The following is a 14156-nucleotide window of genomic DNA, read 5'->3' on the forward strand; positions in this document are numbered from 1 at the left end:
GCCACGTTTCCACGGATCAATGTAGAACCAACACACTCCCTTCGCTCAAGAGGTTGAATCGATAAGGCGAGCCGGAGAATTGCTCGGCGACTTTCCAGACCGGCTCCTGGTACAGGGCATAGGTGGAATGGTGGATGGGCAACACGGTCGCAGGCTTAACCTGATCAGCTAGCACGCGAAGCTCCGCGCCACCCATGCTGATCTTGCCAAACATCCCGCCAGCACCCACACCACCCACATGTCCGATCAAGAGGTCCGGACGCCCCTTAGCCTGCACTGCTGCTATGACCCGAGSCGTTGGAAACGTGTCCCCCGTCCAGTACAGCGACCGTTGCCACCCGCCCCTGACGAACGTTAGCCAGTAACCATTGCCACGGCCCAACTGCCCGGAAACGAGAGGATTGGGCGAGTGTTCTGCCGGCAAAGCCGAGATCTCGATCTGCCCGTTGCTAGTATCGATTCGCAGCGTYTSTCCCCAATCCAGAGGCCGGCCCGCAGTGAACTTCTTCTCCTCCAACCGCTTAGCGTCAGCGGGAGGGATAACCACGGGTAAGGTCTTCGGCAGACTCGCTTCCGCCTTCTGATCGAAATGATCTTCGTGCAGATGGCTCACCAGCGTGTAGTTCACCTCAGCTACCTTGATGCCAGGAAATGGCGTGAGGCGTCTGTGAGCCACTTGGTGTAGAGCCCCWTCTGCGCGCGCCGACGCATTTGGATCCAACATAGTGAATGCCGCCGCCCCCTCACCAAATGCTGGATCGGTCAGTATCGTTGTGCCATCGAAGCGCAGCAGCATAGTYGCGCCGCCAAGCCATTCGACTTCGACCCTTGGTTCACTCGATACGACATTCGGTGTCTGGGGGGCTGCCAAGCCGGAGGCAGACAGAAAGGCGACCAAGACAGCAAAGGTCRTTTGAAGGCAAGTTTTCATGTGCATCTCTCCATATGGTGATAGAGGCACACTATAGTGACCACCACTGAACGAYGTAATCGYCCAAACTTGGTTTAACATGGCAAAAAARTTGGACAATCTGGACAATGAGCGAACTGGATCAAATGCAAACCTTTCTCGAGGTCGCCCGCGTTGGCGGCTTCAGCAGGGCGGCACAGCGCATGGAGCTACCCCGCTCCACCATCACCGCCCGGGTCAAGGCGCTTGAGTCCAGACTCGGTGTTCGCTTGCTGCAACGGACAACGCGCGTAGTGACTGTGACCGACGAGGGTAGGCTCTACCTCGATGCGTGCGAGTCGGCGCTCGCCACGCTTGCGGAAGCGGAAGACACTCTSGTATCGAAACAAGGGCTCTCGGGCCAGCTCCGGCTATCGATTCCAGTTGATTTTCCGATGTCTTGGCTGGTTCAGCTCTTGGTTGAATTCAAACAAGAGCATCCTCGTATCSGGGTWATAGTTGACGTATCTGATCACCCCGTTCATCTGATCGAAGATGGATTCGATTTGGCACTGCGTGGTCGAGATCCCGGCGTCCTGGGGCTAGTATCCACACGAGTGCTAACCGSGTCGCTTGGCTTGTATGTGGCAACGTCCTGCGTCGATGCGTGGCAGCAGCTCCCGCTGATCAACCCACTCGGTATTTCGGCCGACATTCCCACGCGGAGGCCGGTCAAGGCAGGCGATTCATGGGTTAGCACTCTTAGCTTGGCGCTGGCGCGAGAACTCGCAATTGGCGAACAGGTCATCGCCATTCTTCCGGACAACCTCTGCAAAGGAGACGTGCTGCGTGGACTGCTAAAGCGCATCGACACAATTGAAATCCTACCGAAGCTGAATCTCTACCTTGTGTTCCCCTCTAGGAAACACATGCCCAAGCGGGTGCGCGCCCTTCTGGATGGTCATTGCGCTCCAGCCGGGCGAGGAACTGGTCACCGTGGCCGCTGGCGACACGGTGCGCTGGATCGTGGGCGACACGTCCAACGGTGCCGGGGGATGCGTTGCGCGTCTATGTGCTGGTGAAAGCGATCTGCTCGGGCCTCAAGACCTATCTGGTCATCACCACCAGCCGGCGCACTTACCTGATCGAGCTGACATCGACCGAGAAGGCTTGGATGGCTTCAGTGTCCTGGGACTACCCCAAAGACCGGATGCTGGCCTTGTAGCGCCAAGGACAGGCGGCCAGCGCCGCCGCGCCGGTCGATGCCGGGCTGTCGTTGGAGAAAATCCGCTTCCGCTCGCCGTACTACATCGTGGATCGCCTGTTCGGCGCGGCCGAGCTGCGTTTGGGCGGTGACAAGGGCGACGTGGTGCGGCCGAACAGGACGAGCTATGCAACGTGGATCGGGTCTCGAAGTTGGAAGGGCTGGAAGGGCTGCCGGCGGACTACTCCAAGCTGCCAGCGAAGGTGCCGGAGCTGGGGCCGCCGCTGCCGGGTGACTCGGGGCCAGCCATTGTGAAATTGCAGCAGCCGGTGACGCCGACCTATGCGCTGCCTGGCCATGGCCTGGCCTACGGGGGAGCCGTGTGCAGATGGTGTGGAACCGAATCGTCATCGCCGGCCGCGATGGCTTGCAGGACAGCGTGAACAAGGTAGGCGTAGAGCAAAGCAATTCTGTCACTCCGGAATCTGCCTGGAACCCGCGCCGTATTTAGAGGTCCGGCCGGTGAATTGACAATATTGCTTGCACTCCCCACGAAGCAAAGTCGTCAATTCGCATAAGTCCGGATTAATTTCGTCAATCGGCATCCCAGACTTCGAATCCCGCTCGTAAGGCATTGATCTTATGGAAGAATCTCTGCACTTTGCCCCTCTTCGTCTGTCTGCCATTCGAATTTCCTCGCGGCGCTAACCAGGGCGTCGAGCAGGGGGACAAGCGCCACCCCTGGGTAACGGCTCTCAAGCTGCCCTGTCCGGACGATGTAGCGGCTAAGCAATGTCCGGAGCGAAGGTCAATCCTTGTCATTGAAGACAAACCGGGCGCGAGCATGCGATCATCGATACCCTCGGATTTCACGTAAAACCACGTGCCATGCCGGCGGCAGACAGGGGTGTTCGCCCTGCTGCCAATCCCCAACGCCAGCGAAGGAAGACGCGCGCTCATGACGCAACAAACCATTTTCAGCCTCGAACCCAACCCGAACGCGCTCGACGCGGCCACGCGGGATGCACTGATGCGCGACCCCGCGTTCGGCCGCGTCTTCACCGACCATATGGTGACGATCACCTGGCGTGAAGGGCAGGGTTGGCAGGACGCCAAGGTCACTGCCCGCAAGCCGTTCTCGATCGATCCGGCGTGCTCGGTACTCCACTATGGCCAGGAGATCTTCGAGGGCATGAAGGCCTATCGCGGCGCGGATGGCGCCGTGACGCTGTTCCGCCCGCTCGAGAACGCGCGCCGCTTCCAGGCGTCGGCCAAGCGCATGGCCATGCCGGCGTTGCCCGAATCGCTCTTTCTGGAAGCGATCGAGCAACTGGTGCGGATCGACCAGGCCTGGGTGCCGCACGGCTCGGGCAGCCTCTACCTGCGTCCCTTCATGTTTGCCAACGAGGTGTTCCTCGGCATCAAGCCCGCCTCCGAGTTCATTTTCTGCGTGATCGCCTGCCCGGTGGGCCCGTACTTCAAGGGCGGCGACAAGGCCGTCTCCGTCTGGGTATCCGAGAACTACACCCGCGCCGCGCCCGGCGGCACCGGCGAGGCGAAGTGCGGTGGTAACTATGCCGGCAGCCTGGTCGCGCAGAGCGAGGCCACTGCGAACGGATGCGACCAGGTGGTCTTCCTGGATGCCGCCGAGCACCGCTGGGTGGAGGAACTCGGTGGCATGAACATCTTCTTCGTGCTGGACGACGGCACCCTGGTCACGCCGCCGCTTAGCGGCTCGATTCTTCCGGGCATCACCCGGGCTTCGGTGATCGCGCTGGCCAGGGAGATGGGCATGGTGGTGGAGGAGCGCCGATATTCGTACCCCGAGTGGGAGGCGGATGCCCAAAGCGGACGCCTGGCCGAGGCCTTTGTTTGCGGAACGGCGGCGACGCTGGTGGCCATTGGCGAAGTGCGGTCCGCGCGGACGCGCTTCGCGATCGGGAACGGCGCCGCTGGCAACACCGTCAAGGTGCTAAGGGAGCGGCTGGTGGAGATTCAGCGCAACCAGGCCGCTGGCCCTGCCGGCTGGGTCCATCAGGTCGGTTTGTAAGGGTGCCTTGCGGAACGCTTACGTTCGGGCTGGCCTGATCCGCTGCTTGGCAAACGGCAGGCCAAACCGGAAACCATGGCGCAGGCCGGATTCTCATCTCGCTGCGCCATGCCGGCCCCACGCTAGCCGCCGGCCGTCATACTCACGCCACGCCGTCCTCCACCCCGCATGACGCGCTGATCTTCTCGATCAGGCCGAGCAGCAGCGGCGCATAGCGCGCTACATCACGCGGCTTTTCGCTGGGCTTGTGCGGGAAGCTGATATTGAGTCCGTACCACTGGTGGTCCGGCCCGCGAAACGCCGCGCCCACGGCGGTCAGGTGACCCGGCTGGTAGTTGGTGCTGCAATAGCCTTGTGCCTGGGCCTGGGCAATGCCACGCGACAGTTCCTTGTGCAAGGCCGGCCATTCGCCGCCGGCCTTTTCCTCGATCCGTGCGAGGAGGTGGTCGCGCACGCCGGCCGGCACCGCGGCCAGCCACGCCATGCCGATCGAGGTCAGTTCCATGGGAACGCGCGTGCCGGGCGCTACGCGCCGGGTGCGCGATACGCTGTCGCGGCTGTGGCGCACCGCGGCCAGGTAGACCATGGCGGTCTGGTCGGGCACGGCCAGGCCGACATTGACCTTTTCCGCCTCGGCGATCTTGCGCATCAGCGGCAGGGCGATATCGGGCACCGTGGTGGCGTGGTGGAAGGCGTCCGCAAGGCTCACCACCACGGCCGCCAGCCGATAGGCGCGCTCGGTGGCGTCGTAGCCCAGGAAGCCGCTGTCCACCAGCGAGCGCGTGAGGCGGCTGACAGTGGGGCGCGGCAGGCCGGTGCGCGCAGCCAGGTCCGCATTGGTCAGGCTGGAAGAGCCGACGCGGAACGCGCGCAGCAGCAGCAGGCCACGTTCGAGCGATTGACTGCCACCGGTCTGTCGCGTGAACTGGCCGGTACTATGCGTGAGTTCGCGGCTCGAAGGCGATTTGGCGCGGGAATCCGGATGGACATCGGGGTCGGAAACGGGGTCGGAAACGGGGTCGGAATGGGGATGCGGATCAGGCATGTCGTTGGCCGCAGGCCCGCCAATCCAGCGTCGGGGTGCTGCAAGTAATTTCGGTATCCGAAATTGTAGTGTAGCGCGGGAATCCGCATCGGCGAATACTGGGTGCCTTTCCACTTCCCGGAGCCCTTCGCCATGACCTCGGCATCCACCCCCGAAATCGTCCTGACACGCGACCAGCATGTCGCGCAGATCGAGATCTCCCGCCCGCCCCATAACTTCGTCGACGCCGACGTCATGCGCCAGCTGGCTGAAGCGCTGCTGCAGCTCGACGAGGACGACAGTTGCCGCGCCGTTGTGCTGTCGTCCGGCGTGGGCGCCTTCTGTGCCGGGGCCGATTTCAGCGGCGCCGACCAGGGCAGCGTCTCGCGCGACCCATCGGCCTTCTACGCACAGGCCATGAAGCTGTACCGCAACCGCAAGCCCATCGTGGCCGCGGTTGCGGGTGCCGCGATCGGCGCGGGGCTGGGCCTGGCGCTGGTGGCGGACTTCCGCATCACATGCCGCGAAGCGCGCTTTAGCGCCAGCTTCAACCGGCTCGGCTTCCATCCCGGCTTTGGGATGAGCGTGACGCTGCCACGCCTGATCGGCGAGCAGCAGGCCGCGCTGCTGTTGTACACGGGCAGGCGCATCGATGGCGAAGAAGCGGTGCGCATCGGCTTGGCCGACGAATTGGTGGCGCAGGCCGAGGTGCGTGCCCGCGCGCTGGCGCTCGCGCACGATATCGCGGCCTCGGCGCCGCTGGCCGTGGAAAGCACACGCGAGACGCTGCGCCTGGGGCTGGCCGACCGCATCGTGGAGGCCAACCAGCGTGAACTGGCCATCCAGCGCGTGCAGTTCGCCACCGCGGATTTCCGCGAAGGCGTGGCGGCGATGGCCGAGCGCCGCGCACCCGTCTTCCAGCGCCGCTGAGGGGGCCGCATGCAACATGAGAAACCCGTCTGCGCCGGCCCGCTCGAGGGAATTCGCGTACTCGACCTGACTTCGGTGGTGCTGGGCCCCCTGGCCACGCAATCGCTGGCCGACCTGGGCGCGGACGTCATCAAGATCGAGGGGCCGGAAGGCGACCTCATGCGCGCCAACGGCGTATCGCGCAACGCCGGCATGAGTTCGATCTACCTGGCGCTCAACCGCAACAAGCGCTCGGTGGTGCTGGACCTGAAGACGCCTGCAGGCACGGCGGCGCTGCGCCGCCTGATCGCCGGCGCCGATGTGCTGATCCACAATATGCGCGTGGCCGCCATCGAGCGGCTGGGCTTTGGCTACGCTGCGGTGGCAGCGTTGAACCCGCGCATCGTCTACTGCGTGGCCACCGGCTTTGGCCAGGACGGCCCACACCGCGACAAGCCGGCCTTCGACGACATCATCCAGGCCGCTTGCGGCCTGGTGGCGCTGGGTTCCGTCGCCGGCAGCCGGCCCGAGTACGTGCCTAGCCTGATCGCCGACAAGACCACCGGGATGGCGCTGGCCAACGCGGTGATGGCCGCGCTGCTGCACCGCGAGCGCCACGGCAGCGGGCAAGCGGTGGAGGTACCGATGCTGGAAACCATGGCCAGCTTCGTGATGGCCGAGCACCTGGCGGGGTTGACCTTCGAGCCCGCCACCGGCGCGGCCGGCTATGCGCGCCTGCTGCAGGGCGGGCGGCGGCCGGCGCAGACTGCGGACGGCTGGATCTGCGCGCTGCCATACACGGACCGCCACTGGAAAGCCTTTTTCCACGCCGTGGGCCGCGATGACCTGGGTGACAAGTACAACATCGCCAGCCGCGCGCAGCGCAACGCCCATATCCGCGCGCTGTACCAGCATCTCGCGGAAATCACGCCAACCCGGACCACAGAGGCGTGGATGGCGCTGTTCGAGACGCTGGATATCCCCGCCACGCCGATCTATGCGCCGGACGATTTGCCGATGCATCCGCACCTGGAAGCGGTCGGGCTGTTCCAGCAGACCGAGCATCCCACCGAGGGCCCCTTGCGCGAGATGCGGCCCACGGCGCGCTTCTCCGCCACGCCGCTGTCGCTGCGCCGCCACGCGCCCACGCTGGGCGAGCACACCGATGAAGTATTGCGCGAAGCCGGGCTAGCCCCTGAAGACATCGCCCGGGTGACGGGCGGAGGGACGCCGGCCGAAGCGGCAAGCAAACAATAAAGGAGACATTGCATGAACTTCGTACTGGAAGAAGAACACCAGATGCTCAAGGACCTGGTGGCGCGTTTTGTGCGTGAGCAGTTGATCCCGCTCGAAGCGGGCGTGCTGGCCCGCGAGGCAGAGGGCGGCCAGCTCATGCTGCTGCCGCAGGAGCAGGACAAGCTGGACGGACTCTCGCGTGAGCTGGGCCTGTGGGGCCTGGATGCGCCGGCCGAGATGGGCGGCGCCGACCTGCCAGTGGTGGCCATGGTCGGCGTCAACGAGGAACTGGGCAAGACCGTCACACCCTACGACCTGCCGCCCGATTCGCCGAACCTGCGCATGCTGCTCAAGACCGCCGACGCGGCCCAGCGCGCGCGCTACCTGGAACCGTACGCGCGCGGCGAGACCATCTCCGCCATCGCTGTTTCCGAGCCCGGCGCCGGCGGCGACCCGGCCATGATGACCACCCGTGCCGAACGCGACGGCGACGGCGACGGCTGGGTGCTCAACGGCCGCAAGATCTGGATCAGCCGCGCTGCCCGCGCCGACTGGACCATCGTGATGGCCGTGACCGACAAGGCGCGCGGCGCCCGCGGCGGCATCTCCGCTTTTCTGGTCGACCGTGGCACGCCCGGCTTCAAGGTAGAACGGCGCATCCCCATGATCGGCGGCGCCTCCACCTACGAGGTGGTGCTGGAGGACTGCCGCGTTGCACACACGCAGCTGCTCGGCGTGGAAGGCCAGGGCTTCGCGCCGATGCAGGCACGGCTGTCCAGCCGGCGCGTGCAGATGGCTGCCTGGTGCATTGGCCGCGCCCAGCGCGCGCTTGACATGCTGTGCGAGTACGCGCCGCAGCGCCGCACCTTCGGCGCCGCGCTGGCGGACCGGCAGGCAATCCAGTGGTGGGTGGCCGATGCCGCCACCCGCATCCACGCCTGTCGCCTGATGACTTACGAGGCCGCGGCACGCATTGACGCCGGCGACGAGGCGCGTACCCAGGTCTCGATGATCAAGGTATTCGCTACCGAGATGGCCTGGGACGTGATCGACCACGCCATGCAGGCCTTTGGCGCGATGGGCATGACCAAGGAAATGCCGTTGCAGCAGATGGCCAACGAGACGCGGTTGATGCGCATCTACGAAGGCCCGTCCGAAGTGCACCGATGGGTGATTGCGCGGGATCTGCTGGGCCTCAAGCGTTAGCCCGCCGCCAAAGCGAATCAAGGAATCACTGAACCACGGAATCACTGACGCACCCGCACTGGCGGAACCCACTGCCAGGCGGAAGAGCAAGGAGACAACATGACCCGAACCGTGAACTGTTCCCGGCGCCGCTTCGCTGTCCTGGCTGGCACCGTCCTCACAGCTAGCCTGGCAGGCGCGCCGTTCGCCGCGCTGGCGCAGCCGCAGGCATTTCCCAGCCGCCCGATCCGCTTTATCGTGCCGTTCCCGTCCGGCAGCGGTACCGACATGACCGCCCGCATGTTCGCCAAGAAGATCGGCGAGCTGACGGGGCAGGGCGTGGTGGTGGAGAACAAGCCGGGTGGCAACGGCTTTATCGGCGTGCAGACGCTGCTCAGCGCGCCRGCGGACGGATATACGGTGTTTATCGGCAGCAACTCCACGCTGTCCACCAATGCTGCCACCTTCCGCAAGCTGCCGTACGACCCGCTGACCGACTTCACGCCCATCACGCTGCTGTCGCGTGGGCCATGCCTGATCATCGTGCCCGCCAGCTCGCCGTACCACACGCTCAAGGCGCTGGTGGAGGACGCGCGCAAGCGGCCCGGCGCGCTCAACTACGGCACCGGCTCGGTGTCGTACACGCTGTACAGCGAATGGCTGAACGAGCAAAGCCGCATGAAGACCACTGCCGTGCCCTACAAGGGCGCGGGCGACGCGATCAACGGCGTGATGGCCGCCAACGTGGACTTCGCCGTGGTGGATGCCAGCGGCGCGATTGAGCTTGTCAAGGGCGGCAAGGTGCGCGCGCTGGCTTACACCGCGCCCCAGCGTTCGCCGCTACTGCCGGGCGTGCCGAGCGCGGCCGAAGCCGGCGTGCCGGACTTCCTGGCCTACAACTGGGTGGCAGCGGCGGTCTCCGCCAAGACACCTGCGCCCATTGCACAACGCCTGGGCGAACTGTTCGCCCAGGCTGGCGCCGCCGACGACGTCAAGGAGTACTACCAACGCCAGTCCACCTCGCTGATCCTGTCCACGCCGGCAGAGCTTCGCGACTACCAGAAGGACGAAATCGCGCGCTGGAAGCGGCTGGCGGCGATCGCGAAGATCGAGCTGCAGTAAAAAGAGAGCGCGGGGCGGCGGAGCGCAGGGGGCTCATGCCCCTTTCGCTTCCTCGGTCCGTGGCAGTTTCCAGCCGCGCCAATCAACCTTCGAGGTGAGTTACACGTGCAAGGCTCACAATCCGGCGCGCGCGCTACTCCGATTTGGAAGAGATGTTTTCGGTAATATATCCCCTGTGAGTGGCTAGTATTGTTGTGGTTAATATGATTTAACGATATATCCGTCGAGTATTGATGGCCTATGGATTTTGTGTGGGAGATATATTGGATGCGGCGCGCTGTGATGGCGGGAGCGGTGGTACGGGCGGCCATGCTCGGCCTGCTGCGCTAATTGCGCTTTGCCAGGCGGAGTCCTCCTGGCTTCGGAGTCTGTTGTGTTGACCAGAAACATGGGCTTGATGAGCTTCAAACTGTGCGCGACCCTGCTGGTTGCGGTGGGGCTGCTTTATCCGTTTGCGAATCCGGATGCCCGGTCCGGCGTGCTGGCTTCGGTCTGGCAGACTGGGTGGCTGCCGGTATCCGCCGTGGTGCTCGCTTTTCTCGCGGCAGTCGGCTTGTATTGCCGTTCGCTGCAGCGCTGCCTGGAGCAGATCGGCCCGGCTGCGCGCGCGGCCAAGCCGGCGTCGGTCTGGCTGATGTTCCTGCTGCCCTACAACTTCGTCGAGGACTTCTTTATCGTCGGCAATGTCAGCCGTTCGATACGCGCGGAAGCTGCCACCAATGCCCGCCTGGCGGGCCTGACGGGCTTCGGCTTCGTCTCCGGCTTCGGCTGGTGCGCGGCGCAGATCGTGTCGCTTCTGCCCAATGCCGTCGGGGAGCTGGCCGGCGGTGTCGCGCTGCTATGCTGGGGGGTGCACTGGCGCCTGGTGGTGAAGGTGAACCGCCTGCTTTCGGCGCCCGGCGAGCGCGTGGCGGCGCCGGACACGTCCCGGTCCCCGCAATAGGGCGAGTGGGCGCCGAAATGGAAAACCTATCCGACCTGGCCGGCTACACGCCAGCTCCGCATTGACCTATCTTCGGATTGGGATGATTTTCTGGACAATCCATCCGGAATCGCCTGGCTGATCTTCTGGAGGCCCTTGCCTAGACTGTCCTCTCCATTCATTCACGAAGGAGATGTTCCATGGCAGACCATTCGATCAAGGGCAAAGTCGTGCTCATCGCTGGCGGCGCGAAGAACCTCGGCGGGCTGATCGCCCGCGACTTTGCCCATCAGGGTGCCAAGGCCGTGGCGATCCACTACAACAGCGCGGGTAGCAAGGCCGAAGCCGACGCGACCGTTGCCGCTGTCAAGGCTGCAGGTGCTCAGGCCGTGGCGATCCAGGCCGACCTGACGACTGCCGGTGCCGTCGAGAAACTGTTTGCCGACGCTATCGCCGCCGTGGGCAAGCCGGACATCGCCATCAACACGGTTGGCAAGGTGCTGAAGAAGCCGTTCGCCGAGATCAGCGAGGCCGAGTACGACGAAATGACGGCGGTCAACGCCAAGGCGGCCTTCTTCTTCCTCAAGGAAGCTGGCAGGCACGTGAACGACAACGGCAAGATCTGCACGCTGGTCACGTCGCTGCTCGGGGCCTTCACGCCGTTTTATGCCGCGTATGCCGGCACCAAGGCGCCGGTGGAGCACTACACCCGCGCAGCCTCCAAGGAGTTCGGCGCGCGCGGCATCTCAGTGACAGCGGTCGGCCCGGGTCCGATGGACACGCCGTTCTTCTACCCGGCCGAAGGCGCCGATGCGGTCGCGTACCACAAGACAGCCGCCGCACTGTCGCCCTTCAGCAAGACCGGCTTGACCGACATCGAGGACGTTGTGCCCTTTATCCGCCACCTGGTCAGCGACGGCTGGTGGATCACCGGGCAAACCATCCTGATCAACGGCGGCTACACCACCAAGTGAGGCCACCATGCTTACCGTGAACTTCATCGCGGTGGGGCTGGCGTTGGCCGCGCAGTCGATGCGCAATTGCGGCTATCCTTCTACCTGCCGTTCGCCAGTTCGGAGGAGTTGGCCGACCGCTCGGTAAGTCTGATCAGTCGGCCGGGCCACCCCATGCCCGACCATGCACCGGGACATTAGATGGCAGCAGCAAACACGAAGGAAGCGGCTTGGAAAAGCGAGAGACATGGACCGGTTCGATCAGTACCGCGTTTTCGTCCAGGTGGCGGAGATGGGCAGCTTCATCAAGGCAGCGAATGCGCTGGAGTTGCCGCGCGCCTCGGTTTCGGCCGCTATTCAGCAACTGGAGATCCAGGTCGGTGCGCGGCTGTTGCATCGAACCACACGCCAGGTTCGCCTCACGGCCGATGGCACCCAGTTGCTGGAGCGCATACGGCCTTTGCTGGCCGATGTGGAAGACATCGACCAATTGTTCCAGGCCAACCAGCGCCAGGTGGCCGGGCGGCTCAAGGTGGACGTACCTAGCCGCATCGCCCGGCGGCTGATCGCGCCGGCGCTGCCTGGCCTGCTGCGCCGCCATCCCCACTTGCAATTGGCCCTGGGCTCGGCCGATCGGTCCATCGACCTTGTGCGGGAAGGCGTGGATTGCGCAGTGCGCATCGGCAACCTGCACGACAGCAGCCTGGTGGTGCGTCCACTGGGAAAAATCGCGCTGATCAACTGCGCCAGTCCCAAGTATCTGCGCGAACACGGTTCACCCGAGCATCCGGACGAGTTAAGTAACGGGCATTGGGCTGTGGGCTATGCGTCACCGACGTCCGGGAGGGAACTGCCGTGGGAATACATGGCAGCCGATGGCCGCGAACTCGCCAGCAATGTTCCCAGCCGGGTGGTGGTGAACAATGCCGAAAGCTATATCGCCTGCTGCCGCTCCGGGCTCGGGTTGATCCAGATTCCGCGCTTCGACGTGCAACACATGCTTGACGCCAAGGCGTTGGTGGAAGTCATGCCCTCGCACCGCGCCGCTCCCATGCCGGTTTCAATACTCTACCCTCACAGGCGCCAGCGCTCGCGAAGGCTGGCGGTGTTCGTGGAGTGGTTCGAGGAACTGATGCGGGTGTATCTGGACGCCTGACGCTGCGGCTGCGGCTACAGCCAGCGCCAGATGCCCGCGGCCCAACCGGCGAGCGGGATATGAGCCCAAGTCGCTGCGAGCCAGACGACGAGCCCGCCCAAAAGCGCGTGCAAGCCGAACCCGCCGAGCCGCGCACGGCCAGCGGCAATCGCCGCGAACGGCAGATAACTTGTCTTGGACTCCCATGCGGGCCAGAGATCGGGCTGGAGCTGCTCCTTTTTCCGGTCCTGCAGCGCGGCGCCGACGAGCGCGAGGATGACCATAGCCGCTGCGATTATGATGTTCTTGGCCACCGGAAACACCGCGATGTGGCACAGCCCCCAAAGTGCGAACGACCACATCATTGGGTGGCGCGTCACCGCGAACACGCCGCGCGCTGCTTCCGGGAACGCGCTGGGCCGACCGCCGGTGGGAAGCGCCGGGTTGCGGATCAGCGAACCCATCAGGAGGACCGACGCGATCAGCATGGCCGTGGTCACAGTCGCCCAGAGGCCGTTTCCTACCAGCCATAGTGGTGCCGTCAGGGGCGCCTTTCGGTACGCCAGGATCAGCCAGCCGAGCGTCAAGACCGCAACCAGCGAATAGACGCCCTGGAACCCCGCTTCGCCAAGTGCGCGGACCACCCCCCTGCGCAGCGGATGGGACAAGAGAAAGTGGCTGCCCACGAAGGCGACTGCCGCCACCGCAACTGCGTTGGTGCTTCCCATTGGCCCGGCTCCTCAAGTCGTATCGTCGGCTGACCGTATTACCCCCAATTCGCGAAGATGCGTGACCGGACTGATTAGGCGCTGCCGGCGCAGAGCGTACTTCGCGATGAAGGGGTTTTCATTTGGACACTTCGCCATTGCAATTCAAGCCGCCATCGAGCAGTGGGGCATTTGCCTTGTTCCATATCCGGCGGCCAGTACTGGAGATTACTACTTGGGTGTCGCGAAAGCCAACGCGACCACCCCACCGTTTAGCTGCTTCCTGCTCCCAAAATATCAATCAATAAAATTGAACAAGTAATCCGACTAATTCATCACATAGTCAGCTGGCGCTGCCATAAAGTTCAACCCATGGACGGATCGACGCCAAAGACGACGTTCTAAATAATTCAACCAGATAGCCAAGGAGAGAAATCATGACCAACGCCAAGCTCGAAGTCCTGACCCCGCAAAACAGCCAGCTGATCTTCATCGACCACCAGCCGCAGATGGCCTTCGGTGTGCAGTCGATGGACCGCCAGGCAATGAAGAACAACGCGGTGGGCCTGGCCAAGGCGGCCAGGATCTTCAATATCCCCACCACCATCACCACGGTGGAGAGCGAGTCTTTCTCCGGCTATACCTACCCCGAACTGCTTGACGTATTTCCCGGCCAGCAGACGCTGGAACGCACCTCGATGAACTCGTGGGACGACCAGAAGGTGCGCGACGCGCTGGCCGCCAACGGCCGCAAGAAGATCATCGTGGCGGGGTTGTGGACCGAGGTCTGCAACACCACCTTCGCGCTGTCGGCGATGCA

12 protein-coding genes and 3 pseudogenes are annotated in these 14156 nt (G+C 64.1%); 12 read left to right on the forward strand and 3 right to left on the reverse strand.

Annotation, left to right across the window (positions count from 1 at the left end; translation table 11 throughout):
* Window positions 1-16: 16 nt before the first annotated feature.
* Complete coding sequence (locus AC1DQR_RS39485) at window positions 17-931, reverse strand: MBL fold metallo-hydrolase (protein ID WP_477135059.1); 915 nt, start codon at window positions 929-931, stop codon at window positions 17-19.
* A gap of 125 nt (window positions 932-1056) precedes the next feature.
* Here AC1DQR_RS39485 and AC1DQR_RS39490 point away from each other — a divergent pair.
* From AC1DQR_RS39490 to AC1DQR_RS39505, 4 genes and pseudogenes are all read left to right on the forward strand, one after another.
* Window positions 1057-1836 (forward strand): annotated as a pseudogene (locus tag AC1DQR_RS39490) (LysR family transcriptional regulator); the annotation flags it as partial.
* A gap of 13 nt (window positions 1837-1849) precedes the next feature.
* Window positions 1850-2276: pseudogene (locus tag AC1DQR_RS39495) on the forward strand (TrbG/VirB9 family P-type conjugative transfer protein); the annotation flags it as partial.
* Window positions 2252-2452, forward strand: a pseudogene (locus AC1DQR_RS39500) (TrbI/VirB10 family protein); the annotation flags it as partial. The pseudogenes AC1DQR_RS39495 and AC1DQR_RS39500, both read left to right, overlap by 25 nt.
* Window positions 2453-3051: 599 nt before the next feature.
* Window positions 3052-4143, forward strand: a complete 1092-nt coding sequence (locus AC1DQR_RS39505; protein WP_477135060.1) for a branched-chain amino acid aminotransferase — start codon at window positions 3052-3054, stop codon at window positions 4141-4143.
* A 142-nt stretch (window positions 4144-4285) separates the two neighbouring features.
* Here the strand turns inward: AC1DQR_RS39505 and AC1DQR_RS39510 are convergent, their stop codons facing one another.
* Window positions 4286-5188 carry an IclR family transcriptional regulator gene (locus AC1DQR_RS39510; RefSeq protein ID WP_416051889.1) on the reverse strand — a complete coding sequence of 301 codons (903 nt, stop codon included), beginning with the start codon at window positions 5186-5188 and terminating at the stop codon, window positions 4286-4288.
* 132 nt (window positions 5189-5320) lie between these two features.
* Here AC1DQR_RS39510 and AC1DQR_RS39515 point away from each other — a divergent pair, with 132 nt between their 5' ends.
* The 7 genes from AC1DQR_RS39515 (at window position 5321) to AC1DQR_RS39545 (ending at window position 12650) form a co-directional block, all read left to right on the forward strand.
* Complete coding sequence (locus AC1DQR_RS39515) at window positions 5321-6097, forward strand: enoyl-CoA hydratase/isomerase family protein (protein WP_416051890.1); 777 nt, start codon at window positions 5321-5323, stop codon at window positions 6095-6097.
* A 9-nt stretch (window positions 6098-6106) separates the two neighbouring features.
* Complete coding sequence (locus AC1DQR_RS39520) at window positions 6107-7333, forward strand: CaiB/BaiF CoA transferase family protein (RefSeq protein ID WP_477135061.1); 1227 nt, start codon at window positions 6107-6109, stop codon at window positions 7331-7333.
* Window positions 7334-7345: 12 nt separating this feature from the next.
* Window positions 7346-8518, forward strand: coding sequence for an acyl-CoA dehydrogenase family protein (locus AC1DQR_RS39525; RefSeq protein WP_416051892.1), 1173 nt, complete (start codon window positions 7346-7348; stop codon window positions 8516-8518).
* A 99-nt stretch (window positions 8519-8617) separates the two neighbouring features.
* Window positions 8618-9619 carry a Bug family tripartite tricarboxylate transporter substrate binding protein gene (locus AC1DQR_RS39530; protein WP_183036849.1) on the forward strand — a complete coding sequence of 334 codons (1002 nt, stop codon included), beginning with the start codon at window positions 8618-8620 and terminating at the stop codon, window positions 9617-9619.
* Between the two features lie 373 nt (window positions 9620-9992).
* Window positions 9993-10562, forward strand: coding sequence for a hypothetical protein (locus tag AC1DQR_RS39535; protein WP_416051894.1), 570 nt, complete (start codon window positions 9993-9995; stop codon window positions 10560-10562).
* Between the two features lie 179 nt (window positions 10563-10741).
* Window positions 10742-11515 carry an SDR family oxidoreductase gene (locus AC1DQR_RS39540; protein WP_253927965.1) on the forward strand — a complete coding sequence of 258 codons (774 nt, stop codon included), beginning with the start codon at window positions 10742-10744 and terminating at the stop codon, window positions 11513-11515.
* 226 nt (window positions 11516-11741) lie between these two features.
* Window positions 11742-12650 carry a LysR family transcriptional regulator gene (locus AC1DQR_RS39545; RefSeq protein WP_416051896.1) on the forward strand — a complete coding sequence of 303 codons (909 nt, stop codon included), beginning with the start codon at window positions 11742-11744 and terminating at the stop codon, window positions 12648-12650.
* Window positions 12651-12664: 14 nt separating this feature from the next.
* Here AC1DQR_RS39545 and AC1DQR_RS39550 read toward each other — a convergent pair whose 3' ends face one another.
* Window positions 12665-13357 (reverse strand): NnrU family protein, encoded by a 693-nt coding sequence (locus AC1DQR_RS39550; protein ID WP_477135062.1) that lies wholly within the window; start codon window positions 13355-13357, stop codon window positions 12665-12667.
* Between the two features lie 416 nt (window positions 13358-13773).
* On the opposite strand from AC1DQR_RS39550, the gene AC1DQR_RS39555 reads away from it, so the two are divergent.
* The coding region (locus AC1DQR_RS39555; protein ID WP_477135063.1) for an isochorismatase family protein at window positions 13774-14156 on the forward strand (383 nt) is incomplete at its 3' end.

Source organism: Cupriavidus sp. 05L411 (assembly GCF_056398045.1).